The sequence below is a fragment of the Halomonas sp. PA16-9 genome (assembly GCF_009728585.1).
Taxonomy (GTDB): Bacteria; Pseudomonadota; Gammaproteobacteria; order Pseudomonadales; family Halomonadaceae; genus Vreelandella; species Vreelandella titanicae.
The window spans coordinates 107,609-124,538 of the sequence record NZ_CP040451.1 but is presented as its reverse complement, the minus strand read 5'-3'; the positions used below and the strand labels follow the sequence as shown (position 1 = coordinate 124,538).

Sequence of the window (16,930 nt, the reverse complement as noted above, 5' to 3'; positions counted from 1 at the left end):
TGTGTCACGCCCTTTTCTCCACGCACAACCGGCACTCGCTGGCACTTTCCGTAGCGCGAGAATGCATCATTGAGTAGAACTGATTTGGCACGCTCCCTGTGCCATGTTTTTTAGTCTTACTGGTTGCTGGTGCTTTCCACCAGTGCCATCTCGTCGCTGGTGAGCAACTTATCGATATCCACGAGTACCAGCATGCGGTCATCCAGACTACCCAAACCGCTCAGGAAGTCAGACGAGAGCGTGACACCAAATTCTGGCGCCGGTTTAATCTGATCAGGGGTCAGTGTCATCACGTCGGAAACGCCGTCCACTACGATGCCGACCACCCGGTCTGCAACATTGACCACGATCACCACTGTTTGGCCACCGTATTCGACTTTATCAAAGTGAAACTTAATGCGGAGATCTACGATTGGCACAATGACGCCGCGCAGATTGGTGACCCCTTTGATAAATTCAGGTGCATTGGCAATCCGGGTTACGTTTTCGTAGCCACGAATTTCCTGCACTTTCAAAATATCAATGGCGTACTCTTCATCGCCTAATGAGAACACTAGGAATTCGCGGTTTTCGGCTTCTGCGGCTAGTACCGCACCATTGTTGGCTTGACTCATGACGGCTCAGCCTCCTTAAAAGATGAAAGGTTTTGATTGTTTACTACTTTTTTGCCTGCCTCTTTTTTATATCGGCTCAGGCGGTGTAAACCAGTAATATCCAGAATCAACGCTACACTACCGTCACCTAAGATGGTCGCGGCCGAGATCCCTGGTACTTTGCGGTAATTGTCTTCCAGATTTTTGACCACGACCTGCTGCTGTCCGATCAACTCATCGACCAACATGGCGTAACGACGGCCTTCGCCCTGCACAATGACAGCGATGCTTTTGGTCGGGTCGGTAATCGCATTCTCGACGTTCAGCACTTCGTGAATGGCAATCACGGGCAGATATTCGTCGCGGACTTTGATCACCACGTCGTCACCGGCCATGGCGTACATATCGTCTTTGGCGGGCTGCAGTGATTCAAGTACGGTAGAGAGCGGAAGAATAAACGTCTCGCCGCCGACCTTGATCGACATACCGTCCAGAATGGCCAACGTAAGCGGCAACACGATACGGGTGTTGGTGCCTTCACCTAGCTTCGACTGGATTTCAACCCGACCGCCCATGCTCTGAATGTTGCGCTTCACTACATCCATGCCCACGCCACGCCCAGATACGTCGGTCACTTCATTCGCCGTTGAGAAGCCGGGAGCAAAAATGAGCTGGAAGACCTCTTCGTCCGACATGGTGTCCGACACATTGAGGCCGTTTTCGCGCGCTTTGGCTAGCAGGCGTTCACGATCCATGCCGGCACCATCATCGCGCACTTCAATCAAGATATTGCCACCCTGGTGACGTGCGGAGAGGGTTAATTTGCCGACACGCGGCTTGCCAATGGCTTCGCGCACATCGGGCATTTCCACGCCATGATCGAGGCTATTGCGCACCAGGTGCGTTAACGGATCAGTGATCCGTTCGACCAAACTCTTATCCAGCTCGGTCGACTTGCCTTCGGTAATTAATTCGATCTCTTTACCCAGCTTACCGGCGGTGTCGCGCACCACGCGGGGGAAGCGACTGAATACAAACTCCATGGGAATCATGCGAATAGACATGACCGCTTCTTGGAGATCACGGGCGTTGCGCTGCAGTAGGCTCATGCCATTTTGCAGTGAGGCATTGCCCACCGACTGATCTTCTAAATCGCTAACCGTTTGATCGAGCATCGACTGGGTGATAATCAGCTCACCCACCAAGTTGATAATTTGGTCGACTTTATCTACCGATACGCGGATTGACGAAGACTCGGCGGCAGCTTTTTTGGGCTTCTCTTTGGCAGCAGGCTTTGGCGCGCTTGCCTTAGAGGCCGTGCTTTCTGCCGGCGCTTGCGGCGCTGGGGCTGCAGGCGTCGAGGCTTCTGGCTCGGCTGGAGCTGGCTCAGTAGCGACGCCCTCAACAGCCGTAATCTCAATCTGATCAGGTTCGATAATAAAGCACATGACCGCTTCAATATCGTCAGCACTGTCGCTGCTTTTGAGCACTACCTCGTAACGCTTTGCGTCGCCTAACTGGGACTGCACTTCACCGAGCTGCTCTAACTCTTCAACCAGCAAAATGCGGTCTTTATCTTCAACGTTGAGCAGTGCCACTAGCAGATGGCCGTTCGAGGACGCCTCTGCATTATTACTGTTTGCTTCCGCGTCGTTTTCACTTGGCACAGGCGTCGGCACAGGCGTCGGCGCAGCCTTGGGCTCAGCAGCAGGAATAGTCGGCCCATCGAGCTGTTGGCCAATTTCATCCAAGGCAATTTGCTGCAGCGTTTGGCAAATACGTTCAAATGCCTCTTGATTAGGCTCCTCGTCGCTGCGGTAGGCATCGAGTTGCTCATGCATGATGTCTTTAGCCTCTAAAAAGGTATCCACGAGGTCGGCTCGCAGCGTCAGTTCGCCTTTACGTGCGTAATCGAGGAGGTTTTCCAAAATGTGCGTGGTTTTCTGTAGCACGGTAAAACCAAAGGTTCCCGCCCCCCCCTTGATCGAGTGGGCGGCACGGAAAATAGCATTGAGCTGCTCACTGTCTGGATCATCAACATCCAGTTCCAGTAAATGCTGTTCCATATCCGACAGCAGCTCTTCAGCCTCTTCAAAAAAGGTGTCAAAAAAATCCGCTATATCCATACACCGCTCCACCTTAACGTCGTCTTTTATGACAGGCTCAGATCACTCTTGCGCTTGAACCTGAGGCTCGTCTTGTTGTGTTGATTCAATTTGCGCTTCGGCTGAAGCTTCTAGTGCTTCGATTGAAGCTTCTGGCGATGCATCTCCCGACTCCATTACAGTAGGATTGCGAATCGCATCAGCAATTTCCGGAAACAACACCACCAGCTCTATGCGTCGATTGATAGGATCGGTTGGCTCAGTCTCGGGCAATAACACACGATCTGCAAAGCCCGACACGCGAAGTAACTGACCTGGATCAAAGCCACCCGCAATAAGCTCGCGGCGCGACGCATTAGCGCGATCATTGGAAAGCTCCCAGTTACTGTAACCACGATAGCCTCCCGCATAGGGAACGCTATCGGTATGCCCGCTGATACTTAGCTCATTGGGAAGCTCATTTAGCAGCGGTGCGATGGTACGTAACAAGCTGCGCATATAAGGCGCCACTTGGTCGCTACCCAGCTCAAACATGGGGCGCTGGTCGGTATCGAGTAGCTGTATGCGCAGCCCTTCGCGGGTCAAGTCAAACCGCATTTGATTGCGCAACTGGCGCAGCTCGGGATCTCGCTCAATGGCCCGTTCAATACGCTCTTGTAAATCCCGGAAAAAGTTTCGTTCCTGCATGCTTGGACGAGTGCGCTGAAGGCTATCAATGCGCGCCCGCTCCCCATCGCTATGCGTGGGATCGGGCCCGCCGCCGGGAATCGCGCTGGTGCTGCCCGAACGATCGCCACCGGTTATCGCCGTCACCAGGGGGGTGCTAAAGTACTCTGCCACCCCCTTGCGCGTCTCTTCACTGGAAACGCTCAAAAGCCATAGCACCAAAAAAAAGGCCATCAGAGCAGTCATAAAATCCGCTAGGGCAATTTTCCAGGCACCACCGTGATGGGCATGGACGACTTTTTTGCGTCGAATGACAATCGGACGCTTGTCACCACCCTTACTCATGCGTTACCGGCCTTTTTTGCATCCCTTACATACTCTTCAAGCTCCGTAAAACTAGGACGCTCGGCGGCAAACAGTGCCTTGCGGCCAAATTCAACAGCCAACTGCGGCGCATAACCGTGCAAGCTAGCGAGCAGCGTAATGCGAATACACTGGAGCATTTTTTCGGCTTCTTTCGCCTGCCGTTCGATGTAACTTGCCAGCGGACTAACAAAACCATAGCCCAGCAAAATACCCAAGAAGGTGCCCACTAGCGCTTGGCCGATCATCACACCCATCTGAGTCGGCGTAGCATCGGCGTAGGTGAGTGTTTTAACGACCCCCATTACTGCCGCCACGATGCCGAAGGCAGGCATGGCATCGCCGACTTTGGCAATGGCATCGACAGGAATATGAGCTTCCTGCTCAAAGACCTCAATCTCGTGCAGCATCAGCTCATCAATTTCCATGGGTTCCATGCCGCCGCTTACCATTAAGCGCAGATAGTCCGTTAGAAAATTCATGATATGAGGATCAGCCAATACCGTAGGATGCTCTTGAAACAGCGGGCTCTCCTCGGGATTATCAATATCCCGTTCAATGCCTAACATGCCTTCACGGCGAATTTTGGAGAGTAATTTATACTGCAGCGCCATCAGCTCCATATAAAGTTCTTTGTTATATTTTTTGGCGCGCTTGAGCCGGGGCAAGATTTTAAAGGTCGCTTTAATCGCTTTGCCATTGTTCGCTGCGATAAATGCACCAACCCCGGCTCCGCCAATAATCAGCAGCTCAAGTGGTTGATACAAGGGGCCTAAGCTGCCACCTGCCAGCACATAGCCACCAAACACAGATAGCAATACGATTACATAACCTAGAGGTATCAGCACAAGCAGGATCCTTGCGGTATTCAGTATTAAATTAGGGAACCAAAACTTAGCCACCTGATCTGATGTTTAAGCAATGTTCCATTCCAAGCATGTCTTAGCCCTATTATACTAGGGTCAGACGTCTGTTTAATGAAAAAGCACCACTGGCTTTTAGGCCTATCTAAGCCAATACACTTATTTCTTGTTAGTACTCATTACTGTCTTATACCCTACTTCACACCATCAGTGATGTAATCGCAGAGATTGTTACATTTTTTCACTATTCTCCCGCTGTGCTTTGCGCGTTTTACCCGCTCTTGAGGGGGGCTGACAAATACCGCACACATAGTGTTGAGCGGGACTATGAGCGTGCGCCACAAACTGCCCAGTGCAACGCGTACACTGATTAAGCTGGAGCAAATCACTCTCGAAAAAGCGTATCAGCGTCCACGCACGGGTTAACCCGAGAACCGGCTCCACCTTTTCCAGCGACATTTGCTCGTCATAGAGCCGATATGCTTTGACAAAGGCATCGATGCGATCACAGCCTGCCGCCTCCTTCAGGCTTAAATAAATGTTGTAAAACAGCGACGAATGCACATTGGGAAGCCAAGTAATAAACCAGTCGGTGGAAAAAGGCAGCATGCCCTTAGGCGGTGACATGCCACGCACTTCCTTATACAGCTTGATCAAACGCGTGCGGCTTAATTCCGTTTCTGTTTCCAGCACCTGAAGGCGCGCACCCAGCTCAATCAATTCGATTGCCAGCTGCACTTGGTGCATTTCATCGACCAAGCTTTTCTGGCTCACTTCTCGCCTCCCGATGGCATTGGCTCAAATGCATCGCTTGCCAACAGCAGTGATGCATGAAGCCCTGCCAACCCCTGATCGCGGGGATTATCTGTAAGCTGTCGAAGCCGCTCGGCACTCGTTTGGCTAAACCGGCACAATAATTGGCTGGTTCGTGCCAACTTGGTAAGCTGGCGAGCATTAAGCGAGACAATCAGCTCGGCAACATCGCTGTCTATTTTTAAGCGAAACATAGCAGCCTCACGATCTTCATCAAGCAAGCGCTGCGCCAGAAGCAAATAAGCTAAATTAATTTCCTGAATTTCATCGAGAAAGTTGGTTTGACTCATAATGTCCCATTAAACGACTCAGGCGCGGTGTTGTGACCATTATACTGGCGCCATTAATGACTTTTTATTACCTACCCTCATGGTTGCATACAATGTCTGTAAATGGCTACTCAGGCGTTTCACGATGAGTTAGCCCTTCCTCTGATAGTTCGAACACCCACACCAGCAGTTCTGCGACAATTTGATAGAGACTCGCCGGAATTTCCGCATCCAGATCTAGCTGCATTAAAAGCGCTACCAACTCGGGCGCATCGTGCACATAAATACCCTGGCGATGAGCTTCAGCCATAATACGTTCGGCCAGATCACCATAGCCTTTCGCCACTACCCGTGGAGCACGGTCATTATCCTGGTAAGCCAGGGCAACAGCTTGACGGCGTCGCTCACCCGGCGTAGCCATGGGGTGCCTCCGCTTCGATATGGCGCGCGCGAAGCTGCACTTTTTGTAAGTCCAAGGCGCTAAGGCGCTTCTCTAACGCGGGCAGTCCAGCGTCAATACGCTGATAAACGTGCGTACTTTCGGTGGTAAAATCGATGCTTAACACGTTTCGATAGAGCCATAGCGACGCGCTGAATGCCCCTAAACTGGGAACATCGAGCTGCATATCAGAACGCCATCCACCGTCTGGCTCTCCCCCCTGCTGTTTTCCTTCCTGGCCCTCTTCACGAGTAGGCAAATTGATTACTAAAGCCATAAAAATGCCTGCCCAGACATCACCTTCCCAGCGAATAGACGGCATCACCAACATTTCAAGCTGGTGGCGCACCAGGCTCTGCAGGCTTTCGTGAACGACCTCGCGAGCCGGTCGATTGGCCATCAGATCGCTCATCTCCCTAGCCTGGCTATACTCCGCCCTTGCCTGATGGCTGTCGCGCGCCTCGCCAGGCATAGGGGCCGGCTGGGCAGGATTAGTCGACACCTGCGAAGCAGCCCCTTGAGCGGGGGTAGTGGAGGCAGCAGCCGTCGAGCCAGTTGCTAAAAAATGGGACGCGCTCGCCAACCGAACCGCTAAGCCTTGCTCATGAGTAACAGGCACTAGCGGCACGTTGGGTAAAATAGCCATGCCTCCCTGCCCTACCAGGGGAGCTGCCAAAGGCGCTCCCGCCCCCACCTGCGTAAGCGCCTGTGCTGTCAGGGGCGCTCCAGCTGACTGCGTAGGCATTTGTGGGGTCAGTGGCACCCCAACTGAGACAGCTGTAGACAAGGCAGACGCCGTCGAAGGCGCTGCAGCTGGGAGCGACACATTCGGGCCTGTCGATAAAAGAGGAGTAAGCGGGCGAGGGCCGGATTGCATTTGCGGTTGGTTCATTAGCTGCTGGCGGGTTCCCTCACCTTGAAACCAGCGCTTTAGATGCGACTCATAAAACAAACCACTATCGCGAATACTTGCCTCTAAGCGTGTTGCTACTGTACTCGCTGCTGGCGCTTCCTGACTGGTGATAAGAGGTGCTTCGGGCCGCATTACCGAGGGAGGGGCTGGAAAGCGCAGCAGCACGTCGGCGATTGTTCGTGCTGCAGGACTAAAATGGGTCTGCGTTGAACCTGAAGGCGAAGGCTGCGCCTCACCTCGGGGCAACGTTCGCCCCCCATCAAGAGGGTGCGGTAAACGCTTTAGGTCGCCTAGCGGCGATGTCGACGCACGGCCATCCAGATTGGCATCACCCATTACGGCACGCGGCCCCTCGCCGGGTGAAACGGGCTTCACAGGCTGACTCAATGCTCGCTGCAGCGACAACTCGCCTTGCCGCCCAAGCACTTGGTGCAAGAGCGTATCAATCAGAGGGGTAATACCACTCACGATGACCTCGTGGAATCAGCATCATCGGCGTCATAAGCTACCGGAGCCCCTTGCTGTGGTGCGTAGGCCCTATGTAAATTCCGCTGACGCTGGGATACCCCTATGAGCTTACCCAGCTCATCACGGCGCGCCACCAAACGACGCCGTATTTCCACATCGTGCTCAAGGATGCGCTCCAGCAGTTCTGCCTTACGCTGCTGAGCAGCGGCATCAAGCACAACGGTGGTATCCAGCTCACGCAACTGATCCACCAACATTACATAGTTGGTACGCTGATCAATTAGCTCTGCCCACTGTTCGCCATTAGCCAGTTCGTGCATGTGCTCAACGCGGCTCAATAGCGTTTCATAGCTAGTGAGCAGCGTCTGTTGAGCATTTTTATCACGAGCGGATATAGGAGCTGACATTATTGCCTCACGCGCTCTGCTGTTGACCAATATCACGCCAGGCTGAGGCGATATCTTCGAGCAGGCGTTCGGCCTGATTTAAGCTCTCTTCATCGTTACGCAGATTCGCCGCCAACAGTAGGCGCGAAATATAGTCATAAAGCGATGCTAAGCGTTCGGCAATCTCGCCGCCCTGCTCTTGATCAAGAGCGGCTACGAGACCGTTATTTACAATATCCAGCGCTTTCGATATCGACTTGCCTTTCTCGGCCGTATTACCCGACTGAATATGGATGCGTGCAGCACGAATAGCGGCCTGGGCGCCGTCAAACAACATCACAATAAGCTGATGAGGATCTGCCGACATCACTCCGCTTTCTACGCCAACACGCGCATAAGCGTTAGCTCCTCGCCCATAGGCGGCGCCACCGCGAGAGTAAGTCATAAGCGGAACTCCTGTGCGTGGTTTTATGCTCACCCTGGATAAGGAGAGACCACGATTATTAAAAGATAAAAATAAACAACAAACGGCACTACTAGTATCTATCGGCGTGAGTCTGGGGGACTTTAACGGCTTACAACGCTTTTTTCAGCGCAGCTCATGACATCGACCAACTGCCATCACGCATTAACTTCCTGCTTACTCAAGTAGACACGGCGATCTCACCGACAGTTCGCCCAAGTCGCTCAGCGATATTACTCCCCACGATCACCCCCACATTGTCACGCATTGGCGGCTCGACCTGTGGCGCAAGCAACACCTCTGTGGGGTTGCCTTTAGCATCAAGACGTAAGATCCACCCCTTCTGCTGGCTAGAGAACTGCGCCAGCGAACCTATTGGCAATCCCTTGAAATGATCGATATAGCGTTTAATCCAGCGCATATCAAAATGGTGTGGGTGCTGCAATAAATGCCGATAAATTTGCTGTGCTGTTTTAGCTGGACGATCTGCACGGTCACGTCGCATAGCTTCTACTACGTCGACAACAGCACTCGCCTTAGCCAGTTCACTGAGGTCAGCCCCACTTAACCCGCATGGATACCCACTACCATCCATACGCTCGTTAACCCCCCCAATCACCGCCTGGACAATACCCGCAGACAGCCATTGGCAGTTATGTAAACGGTCTAACAACAGCTGGACATGCTCACTGATCGCCTCTCGATGCTTAGCTTCAAAGTGCGGCGCCTTGAACAACACCTGAGGCACAAGCGCCTTGCCAAGATCGTGAATAAGACGCTGGCCACTATCGCCTTGCGCAACTCACGGGGCATGCTGGCACCCACAAAATCGAGCAAATGCACAGCCACAGCAATACCGTGGCGCACTATTAAAGGCTCGGGAGATAAGCAACGTGAAGCAAATAGCAGCGCCTCACGATCCTCTTCATGAAGACCCAATATGCGATCAGCATAGCGGGAGAGCTGACGCCCATCGATATCGCTACCTTGTTGTAACGACAACAACTGTGTATCCAGATAGGCAGCGACTTTGACAAGCCGACGCGCCATAGGGGTCGCGTAGCGCTTGACATCACGCCGCCCAAGCAACTCTCCTGCACCGGATCGTTTGCTTGGCAGCGCGAATAGCGGAGAGGGCTGACGCTCGTTTTGTTCTTCTTTTTTATAGCGTGCCGCTTCGCGCTCTATTTCACACACGAAATACCAAATTTGCCGCTCTTGCTCCGCACTACACTCAACGAAGTTAAAACCGACGCGCAGTAGATGGCGCTCAGCGTCGGTTTTTTGATGACGAGCCTCTCCAAGCACTTCAAAGTAGGTGCCGTCGGGGAAGGTAAACGCCAACTTTAGCGGGCTAGCGGCTCCCGCTAGCAGCCCGCTAGCGGCCAATGGCAATTCAAGCTGGCAGCCGTCCTGGGATAAATCCCGCAGCTCACCCTCTATCTCGGCATCACCACCATACAAACCTGTCGACACCACCATCCCCATGCGCAGCTCAGCACGGAAGGACTCACGACGCTGCAGCACTTCCAACGATGCAGGATAATCACTGCAACACAAAAAGCGCCCCCCGGCCTGACGCGTCTCCGTCAGTTGCAGGAGCGGCGTTTGCAGCACTTTCCCCTGCGCCTGCCCGCGCAAGTAAAACGCAGCACCACCCTGTAAATGGTGAAGTAAATAGTCAACAGAGGAAAGATCCATCACCAATGCTTGGCCCTGGTGCTGCTCCATCAAGACAATGGGCTCTGGACGAGCTCCCGTCGCAGCAAGACAGAGCGAGACGCCACCGGTTTCGATCAAGGTATTCAGCAGAGACTCGATCACTGTTGTACTTACTATTGTTTCAAACTCATCCTGCTGCGCCACCATTCTCGCCTCGCTTACTCTTATGCGTTAATTAGCCGCAAACTCGAGAAGCATATCAGATGCCCACAGCATGGCGTATGCACAAAAAGCCACCATTTTCATACTTATTAGGCAAGCCATAGCAAACAGAGAGAGGAGGCTATATGGCTGACACTCCCAAGAACCAGAAAACAAAAACGCCACGTCGGCAAGAGTAAAGTTTTTTAGCTGACTGCCGATACTGATATAGAAACACTTATTGATAAGCAAAATTCCAAGCTATGGCTGCCGCTCCACGCTGTTGCACTCCTAACTGGCTGCCAGAGCTGATCTTAAAGGAGGAACGTGCCCCATGAGCTCACTACCCACCGAAGCAACAACGCTGCAGTCATCAGGCTTAGCCCAGCTGAACCCAAGCCAACGGCTCGAAAGCACTCTAGCTCAGCTAGCAACAACGAACACTCAGATTAAAAACATAGACATTAATGAGCAGGAAATATCATCCGAAGAGCTCGTCAAACCCATCCAGCGCATTAACGAGACAATGCGCCCACATGGCTTAGAATTCGAATTAAGCGAAGCAACATCACGCGTGATCACGCGGGTCATAGATAGGGAGTCTGGCGACGTCATACGCCAGATCCCAGCAGAAGAAGTACTCAAAATTGCCGAGCGACTTGAAGAAATGCAGGGACGAATAATCTCAATTGAAGCCTAATGCGTGACGTAGACAACCCTACACTTGCATGTTCATAACATCACGATATGCAGATACCAAACGATTGCGAACCTGAAGCCCCATTTGAAACGCAACGCTGGCCTTCTGCATGTCAACCATCACGTCATTGAGCTGCAAATCAGGATCACCCGCCTGAAAAGCCATCGCCTGACTGTTAGCCGTCTGCTGAAGTCGGTTAATGCGCTGAATCGAGGCCTGCAGCTCACCGCCAAAACCGCCCTGCCCGACAGCCGCTGACGCCTGCGCACCACTAATAAGGGGCTGCGTGGATGCCGCTTGGGTCGCCATGCCTTGCATCTGCTGTAGCGCAGCCTGTATTGCGGGAGTACTCATACGCTCACCTCAATTCGCAAAAAATATCTAATGCAAAAAGCCTAACACCAAAGCGCCCCGCCTCATACGGACAAATGCGCATAAAAAGCGAAGCTTATCGTTCCTTTATGCTCGACTAGTCACCGGATAATGACTGTCATCACAATTCCGCCTCATCTTTTTGGCGGATAACCGCGATCGACGGATATAGCCTATGCCTTCTTTGGTGATGCGCCTGGGCCGACACCAGTTTTGCCTGCCCCTCTGGAGGGTCGCATGAGCGAAACCGGTGCAACGGCAGGCCGTCAAAACAGTACGAATCAAGCCGCTCCCCGCAGTGGAAATATCAATAGTGGAAGCACCGGTAGTGGAAATACCGAACGCGACACCAGCGGCTCAGCTTTTGAGCGTACGCTGAAACAGCTGCGTGGCAATCCGCTAGTCGCACTGCTTATCGCAGGCGCCGCCTCAATTGCTATTGTGGCGGCTCTATTTATGTGGGCCAGCAGTCCCGAGTACCGCGTGCTGTATAGCAACCTAAGCGAAGCTGATGGTGGCAGCATCATCAATGAGCTCGATACCCGCGGCATTCCTTACCAGTTCAGCGAAGGCGGCCAGGCATTAATGGTGCCTAGTGATCAAGTCCACACACTGCGCCTGCAGCTTGCTGAGCAGGGGTTACCCCGCGGGGGCAATCTTGGCCTTGAACTAATGGACAGCCAGGCATTTGGGATTAGCCAGTTTGCCGAGCAAATTAATTACCAGCGAGGTCTTGAAGGTGAGCTTGCGCGCTCAATCGAATCGCTGGGGCCGGTGGAAAGCGTGAGAGTGCACCTCTCCATGGCCAAGCCATCAGTCTTTATTCGCGACCGTGAGCCAGCTAAAGCATCCGTTGTGATGACTCTTTTACCGGGCCGGGTTTTAGGTGAAGGCCAGGTCAGCGCGATCGTTCATATGGTTTCGGGCAGCGTGCCTGACCTAGCCGCTGAAGATGTCACGGTGGTTAATCAGGATGGCCGACTGCTGTCTGCCGAGACAAGCAACGGTAATGACCTGGATGGTTCACAGCTTGAATATATTGTCGAGGTTGAGCGCTCTTACCAGCAGCGTATTGAGCATATTCTAACGCCCATCTTGGGTCGTGATAATGTGCGCGCCCAGGTTGCAGCGCAAATCGACTTCTCTCGACGCGAGCAGACCTCTGAACGCTACGGGCCCAATCAGCCCCCCAACGAAGCAGCCGTACGTAGCCGCCAGTTGAGCCTTACATTTGACGGTGAAGACCCATTGGCCACCGGCATTCCAGGCGCGCTGAGCAACACGCCGCCAGGCACACTGCCCTCCCCCATCAACCAGCCGGAGGGCGAGGAAGAGGATGCTAATCAGCAAGAGGATGTGCCCCCCGAAGCGTTGCGCAACTTGCGTCAGGATGACGTCATCAACTACGAAGTTGATCGCAGCATTGAGCATGTCCAGCATCGCCTTGGTCAGATAGAGCGGCTATCCGCCGCGGTGGTCGTAAACTACCGTTCGGAAATGAACGATGAAGGCGAGTGGGTCGACGTTGCGCTAACCGATGAAGAAATTGCCCAGATTGAGCGTCTAGTTCGTCAAGCAATGGGCTTCTCGCAACTGCGAGGCGATGAAGTGGAGGTCGTCAACTCTCCCTTCGCGCGCAGTGTCGAGGAAACCGCGGAGGTCGAATGGTGGAAAGATCCCAGCGTTCTGTCACTGGCTGGCAAGGTAGGTCGCTACCTATTGGTTGCCCTGGCGATTCTATTGCTCTACCTGCTGATTTTGCGCCCCTTAATTAAACGCTATACCCAAACACCGGTTATGGCGGCAGCAACGCCCGGCGGCACGCTGGCCGCCAGCGTAGGCGGTGAAGATGATGACGAAGAAGGCGAAGAGCCATCAGGCGAGAGCGATGAGACCTACGCCAAGCCGAAGCGTCGGCGTAAAACCTCACTCTATGAGCATAACCTCAATGACCTGCGTGAAATGGCTCAAGAAGACCCCCGCATGGTCGCGATGATCATTCGTAGCTGGATGAATGCCAATGAGTAGTTCAATTGCTGAAATGAACGGGGCTCGCAAGAGCGCCATCTTATTGCTTGCACTCGATGAAGACAGTGCCGCTGAGGTCTTTAAATACCTCGGCGCTGCGGAAGTGCAAGAAATCAGTATGGAGATGGCCCGGCTGAACCAGGTCTCCCATGACGACATGAAGGCGGTGCTCGAAGCATTCCATAAAGAGACCGAAGAGTTTGTAGCGCTTAATCTTAACTCCAGCGATCACATTCGCTCAGTGCTGACCAAAGCACTGGGCAGCGAACGCGCGACGAGTCTGATTGAAGATATTCTAGAGACCACTGGCAATAATTCGGGCATTGACGCGCTTAACCTCATGGAAGCCTCCATGGTGGCCGAACTCATTCGCGACGAGCACCCGCAAATTATCGCAACCATTCTAGTTCACCTGGATCGTCATCAAGCCTCCGACATCCTCGAGCTATTCGAGGAAAAACTGCGCAATGACGTGGTTCTTCGTATCGCTACTTTCAGCGGCGTTCAGCCCGCCGCACTGCAAGAGCTGACCGAAGTACTCACTAGCATGCTGGACGGTCAGAACCTCAAGCGCAGCAAAATGGGCGGCGTAAGAACCGCGGCCGAGATCCTCAACTTGATGAACTCCCCAAGAAGAGACCGCCATCGAGACCGTGCGTGCGCACAGCGAGGATTTGGCTCAGAAAATTATCGACGAAATGTTCTTGTTCGAGAATCTGCTCGACCTCGACAACCGCGCTATTCAAATGGTGCTCCAAGAAGTCGATACCAACTCGCTGGTGGTGGCCCTTAAAGGGGCTCAGGACGCCTTGGTGGACAAATTCCTGCGCAATATGTCACAGCGCGCTGCCGATTTAGTTCGTGAAGATATGGAAGCCCGCGGCCCGATCCGCGTCTCTCAGGTGGAAACCGAGCAGAAGGCTATATTGCAGGTCGTTAGGCGCTTAGCTGATTCTGGTGAAATCGTCTTGGCAGGTGGAGACGACGAGTATGTCTAATACTCACTCGCCGAAATTTGATCGCCATGGCGATTGGCGCCGCTGGCAAATGGAAGAACTGGCGTCCACGAAGAGTAGCCATGCCTCAGAGGGCGAGGTACCACGGCCCATCAACGCAAAGTACAGGCGGCACAAAAAGCGGCTGAACTGGCACGCCAACGTGAAGAGGATGAGCGCCAGGCACTGCACGAGCGTATTCGTCAGCAAGCCGAAAAAGAGGGCTATGACGCAGGCTTTGAGCAGGGTCGCAAAGAGGGGTTGGAAAAGGGGTTAGCAGACGCTGCCGAACAGGCCAAAAAAGAGCTAGAAGCACAAATCCACAAGACCGTTGCGCCGCTGGAAACACTGGGCAAACAGTTTTCAAATGCGCTTGAACGACTTGATGACACCATCGCCTACGACCTGGTTGAGTTAGCACTGGCCACCGGCAAACAACTTGCTAGCGATGCCCTACAGGACACACCTGAACAAGTTTTGGCCATTGTCCGCGAGCTTCTGCACACCGAGCCTCCCTTGGTAGGCCAGCAACGTCTTTGGCTTAACCCCGATGATCACGCTTTAGTAGAGGAGCACTTGGGTAATGAGCTCAGGGCCGCCAATTGGAAGCTCCAGCCTGATGACCAACTGGCCCGTGGCGGGTGCCGGGTAACCAGTGCTCAGGGTGAAATTGACGCAACCTTTGAAAGCCGTTGGCACGCTATTCAAGCCCAATCGCGCAAACGCGGTCTCAATTCTCCACCCTCCTCTAACGTCCCTTCATCCTAGGCGGATACGCTATGGCAGATACACCTGTCCCCATCAACATCGCTGGAATAAGGCATTGCGACGCACGCAGCAGCGTGTTAGCCATCTGCCTCGCTACCGCAATAACGGCCGCGTCATTCGTGCGACGGGAATGGTGATTGAAGTGGTTGGGCTACGTGTGGCGGTGGGTAGCGCCTGTCGGATTGAATTGCCGGGCAGCGACGGTCGCTTGTCCGACAGCGATAGGCATGCCGAAGCGGAAGTCGTCGGCTTTTCTGGTGATAAGCTATTCCTGATGCCCTTGGAAGAGGTCATAGGGCTAATGCCTGGCGCTCGCGTCGCGCCTCTTGATGAAAGCGGCAACAACAGTGCCCGCCGCTTCCCGATGGGCGATAGTCTGCTGGGCCGGGTACTGGATGGCAATGGCAATCCGCTTGATGATCGGGAGGGCATCGATGAGATACCTCGAGCAACACTCAGCTCGCCGCCGCTTAATCCGCTTTCTCGCGCGCCAATTGATGCGCAAATTGACGTAGGCATTCGCGCTATTAATGCGCTGCTTTGCGTAGGTCGCGGTCAGCGTATGGGGCTATTTGCAGGCTCCGGTGTGGGCAAGTCAGTATTGCTAGGCATGATGGCACGCTACACCAAGGCCGACGTCATTGTGGTGGGCTTGATTGGTGAGCGGGGCCGTGAAGTACAAGACTTTATCGATAACATTTTGGGCCCTGAGGGTCGACGGCGTGCTGTCGTCGTCGCCGCCCCCGCTGATACCTCACCGCTACAGCGCTTACAGGGTGCCGCGTATGCGACTCGCCTGGCAGAAGGTTTTCGTGACGAAGGTCGTGATGTCCTGCTGATCATGGATTCGTTAACCCGGTACGCCATGGCACAGCGGGAAATTGCCCTGGCCATTGGTGAGCCACCCGCTACTAAAGGTTATCCGCCGTCGGTTTTTGCAAAGCTGCCCGGCTTAGTGGAGCGCGCAGGTAATGCTGAGCGTGGTGGTGGTTCCATTACGGCGTTTTATACCGTGCTAACCGAGGGCGATGATCAACAAGATCCTATTGCCGATTCTGCTCGCGCCATTCTAGACGGGCATATCGTGCTGTCGAGAACGCTAGCGGAAGCAGGTCATTATCCGGCCATCGATATTGAAGCTTCAATTAGCCGCGCAATGACCTCCATCGCCTCAGCCGATCAGCTTCAGGAAGCGCGAGTGTTCAAACAGCTCTTCTCGCGCTACCAGCGTAACCGGGATCTTATCAGCGTGGGGGCCTACAGCCCTGGCCATGATCCCCAGCTCGACGAAGCAGTGAAACGCTTTCCATCGTTGGAAAACTTCCTTCAACAGAATATTGATGAGTGTGCAACGCTTGTCGATGCTCGCCAAGCGCTGCACGCACTGGTAGGAGGACGCACATGAGCACTTCCCAGCTCGAAATGTTAACCGACTTAGCCAGAGGTGCCCGCGACCAAGCGGGTAAAGTACTGGCACAAGAGCGACAAACGGAGCAACAAACGACCGCTCAGTTACAGTCGCTACTGAGCTATCGGGCGGAGTACGCTGAGCGCTTGCAGAAAGCGATGCGTGACGGCATTGACCCTGCCACTATGTACAACTATCAGCAGTTCTTAGCCTCTTTGGACGCGGCCCTAAGCCGCGCTCGACAAGCGTTAGCGTCTCAACAGGCAAGCGTTGAACAGAGTAAAAAGAACTGGCAACAAGAGCAGCGAAAGCTCTCTTCCTACGATACACTGGCGTCGCGTCGACTACTTGAAGAGCACCGCCGCAGTGAACGTCATGAACAAAAAACTAACGATGACTTGGTGACAAGCCGCGCGGCTCGTCAGCATAACGACACTCCGCATTAGCGGGGCCAG

Annotated in this window: 18 protein-coding genes and 1 pseudogene; 6 read left to right on the top strand and 13 right to left on the bottom strand. The window is 53.6% G+C overall.

Annotated elements, in window-relative coordinates; genetic code table 11:
- Window positions 1-116: 116 nt before the first annotated feature.
- From cheW to FDY98_RS00540, 12 genes are all read right to left on the bottom strand, one after another.
- Window positions 117-614, bottom strand: a complete 498-nt coding sequence (gene cheW, locus FDY98_RS00590) for a chemotaxis protein CheW (RefSeq protein ID WP_009288435.1) — start codon at window positions 612-614, stop codon at window positions 117-119.
- Window positions 611-2,719, bottom strand: a complete 2,109-nt coding sequence (gene cheA / locus FDY98_RS00585) for a chemotaxis protein CheA (protein ID WP_027958762.1) — start codon at window positions 2,717-2,719, stop codon at window positions 611-613. Before cheA ends, cheW begins: the two co-directional genes overlap by 4 nt.
- Window positions 2,720-2,761: 42 nt before the next feature.
- Entirely contained in the window at window positions 2,762-3,709 is a 948-nt protein-coding gene (motB, locus tag FDY98_RS00580) for a flagellar motor protein MotB (protein ID WP_022520929.1), read from the bottom strand.
- The gene (gene motA / locus FDY98_RS00575; RefSeq protein ID WP_027958761.1) at window positions 3,706-4,575 is read right to left on the bottom strand and encodes a flagellar motor stator protein MotA; all 870 of its coding nucleotides are present in this window, start codon (window positions 4,573-4,575) and stop codon (window positions 3,706-3,708) included. Before motA ends, motB begins: the two co-directional genes overlap by 4 nt.
- 246 nt (window positions 4,576-4,821) lie before the next feature.
- Window positions 4,822-5,364 carry a flagellar transcriptional regulator FlhC gene (flhC, locus tag FDY98_RS00570; RefSeq protein WP_009288432.1) on the bottom strand — a complete coding sequence of 181 codons (543 nt, stop codon included), beginning with the start codon at window positions 5,362-5,364 and terminating at the stop codon, window positions 4,822-4,824.
- Complete coding sequence (flhD, locus tag FDY98_RS00565; RefSeq protein ID WP_022520931.1) at window positions 5,361-5,693, bottom strand: flagellar transcriptional regulator FlhD; 333 nt, start codon at window positions 5,691-5,693, stop codon at window positions 5,361-5,363. Before flhD ends, flhC begins: the two co-directional genes overlap by 4 nt.
- A 106-nt stretch (window positions 5,694-5,799) precedes the next feature.
- On the bottom strand, window positions 5,800-6,093 hold the full coding sequence (locus tag FDY98_RS00560; RefSeq protein ID WP_027958760.1) for an EscU/YscU/HrcU family type III secretion system export apparatus switch protein: 294 nt from the start codon (window positions 6,091-6,093) through the stop codon (window positions 5,800-5,802).
- On the bottom strand, window positions 6,077-7,492 hold the full coding sequence (gene fliK, locus FDY98_RS00555; protein WP_027958759.1) for a flagellar hook-length control protein FliK: 1,416 nt from the start codon (window positions 7,490-7,492) through the stop codon (window positions 6,077-6,079). The genes FDY98_RS00560 and fliK overlap by 17 nt, the downstream gene beginning before the upstream one ends.
- The gene (gene fliT / locus FDY98_RS00550) at window positions 7,489-7,899 is read right to left on the bottom strand and encodes a flagellar protein FliT (protein WP_022520934.1); all 411 of its coding nucleotides are present in this window, start codon (window positions 7,897-7,899) and stop codon (window positions 7,489-7,491) included. Before fliT ends, fliK begins: the two co-directional genes overlap by 4 nt.
- A 7-nt stretch (window positions 7,900-7,906) precedes the next feature.
- Window positions 7,907-8,323, bottom strand: a complete 417-nt coding sequence (fliS, locus tag FDY98_RS00545; protein ID WP_027958757.1) for a flagellar export chaperone FliS — start codon at window positions 8,321-8,323, stop codon at window positions 7,907-7,909.
- 199 nt (window positions 8,324-8,522) lie between these two features.
- Window positions 8,523-9,080, bottom strand: a complete 558-nt coding sequence (locus FDY98_RS26420; protein WP_340146837.1) for an HD domain-containing phosphohydrolase — start codon at window positions 9,078-9,080, stop codon at window positions 8,523-8,525.
- The gene (locus FDY98_RS00540) at window positions 9,008-10,210 is read right to left on the bottom strand and encodes a flagellar brake protein (protein ID WP_340146613.1); all 1,203 of its coding nucleotides are present in this window, start codon (window positions 10,208-10,210) and stop codon (window positions 9,008-9,010) included. Before FDY98_RS00540 ends, FDY98_RS26420 begins: the two co-directional genes overlap by 73 nt.
- A gap of 328 nt (window positions 10,211-10,538) precedes the next feature.
- Between FDY98_RS00540 and FDY98_RS00535 the strand changes: the two genes are divergently transcribed.
- On the top strand, window positions 10,539-10,904 hold the full coding sequence (locus FDY98_RS00535) for a flagellar protein FlaG (RefSeq protein ID WP_027958755.1): 366 nt from the start codon (window positions 10,539-10,541) through the stop codon (window positions 10,902-10,904).
- 18 nt (window positions 10,905-10,922) lie between these two features.
- Here the strand turns inward: FDY98_RS00535 and fliE are convergent, their stop codons facing one another.
- Window positions 10,923-11,258, bottom strand: a complete 336-nt coding sequence (gene fliE / locus FDY98_RS00530) for a flagellar hook-basal body complex protein FliE (RefSeq protein ID WP_027958754.1) — start codon at window positions 11,256-11,258, stop codon at window positions 10,923-10,925.
- A 255-nt stretch (window positions 11,259-11,513) separates the two neighbouring features.
- Here fliE and fliF point away from each other — a divergent pair, with 255 nt between their 5' ends.
- From fliF to fliJ, 5 genes and pseudogenes are all read left to right on the top strand, one after another.
- Complete coding sequence (fliF, locus tag FDY98_RS00525) at window positions 11,514-13,304, top strand: flagellar basal-body MS-ring/collar protein FliF (protein ID WP_027958753.1); 1,791 nt, start codon at window positions 11,514-11,516, stop codon at window positions 13,302-13,304.
- Window positions 13,297-14,302 (top strand): annotated as a pseudogene (gene fliG / locus FDY98_RS00520) (flagellar motor switch protein FliG). The gene fliF and the pseudogene fliG overlap by 8 nt, the downstream one beginning before the upstream one ends.
- 258 nt (window positions 14,303-14,560) lie before the next feature.
- Window positions 14,561-15,067, top strand: a complete 507-nt coding sequence (locus FDY98_RS00515) for a FliH/SctL family protein (RefSeq protein ID WP_340146612.1) — start codon at window positions 14,561-14,563, stop codon at window positions 15,065-15,067.
- Between the two features lie 55 nt (window positions 15,068-15,122).
- Window positions 15,123-16,472, top strand: a complete 1,350-nt coding sequence (fliI, locus tag FDY98_RS00510) for a flagellar protein export ATPase FliI (RefSeq protein WP_171051212.1) — start codon at window positions 15,123-15,125, stop codon at window positions 16,470-16,472.
- Entirely contained in the window at window positions 16,469-16,921 is a 453-nt protein-coding gene (fliJ, locus tag FDY98_RS00505; RefSeq protein ID WP_027958749.1) for a flagellar export protein FliJ, read from the top strand. Before fliI ends, fliJ begins: the two co-directional genes overlap by 4 nt.
- Window positions 16,922-16,930: the final 9 nt, after the last annotated feature.

Excerpts from the sequence above, each read along its gene's own strand:
- fliE (WP_027958754.1), bottom strand. The coding sequence starts at position 11,258 with ATGAGTACTCCCGCAATACAGGCTGCGCTACAGCAGATGCAAGGCATG.
- FDY98_RS00535 (WP_027958755.1), top strand. The coding sequence starts at position 10,539 with ATGAGCTCACTACCCACCGAAGCAACAACGCTGCAGTCATCAGGCTTA.
- motB (WP_022520929.1), bottom strand. The coding sequence starts at position 3,709 with ATGAGTAAGGGTGGTGACAAGCGTCCGATTGTCATTCGACGCAAAAAA.
- fliJ (WP_027958749.1), top strand. The coding sequence starts at position 16,469 with ATGAGCACTTCCCAGCTCGAAATGTTAACCGACTTAGCCAGAGGTGCC.
- fliT (WP_022520934.1), bottom strand. The coding sequence starts at position 7,899 with ATGTCAGCTCCTATATCCGCTCGTGATAAAAATGCTCAACAGACGCTG.
- FDY98_RS00560 (WP_027958760.1), bottom strand. The coding sequence starts at position 6,093 with ATGGCTACGCCGGGTGAGCGACGCCGTCAAGCTGTTGCCCTGGCTTAC.
- cheW (WP_009288435.1), bottom strand. The coding sequence starts at position 614 with ATGAGTCAAGCCAACAATGGTGCGGTACTAGCCGCAGAAGCCGAAAAC.
- fliF (WP_027958753.1), top strand. The coding sequence starts at position 11,514 with ATGAGCGAAACCGGTGCAACGGCAGGCCGTCAAAACAGTACGAATCAA.
- fliS (WP_027958757.1), bottom strand. The coding sequence starts at position 8,323 with ATGACTTACTCTCGCGGTGGCGCCGCCTATGGGCGAGGAGCTAACGCT.
- flhD (WP_022520931.1), bottom strand. The coding sequence starts at position 5,693 with ATGAGTCAAACCAACTTTCTCGATGAAATTCAGGAAATTAATTTAGCT.
- cheA (WP_027958762.1), bottom strand. The coding sequence starts at position 2,719 with ATGGATATAGCGGATTTTTTTGACACCTTTTTTGAAGAGGCTGAAGAG.
- FDY98_RS00540 (WP_340146613.1), bottom strand. The coding sequence starts at position 10,210 with ATGGTGGCGCAGCAGGATGAGTTTGAAACAATAGTAAGTACAACAGTG.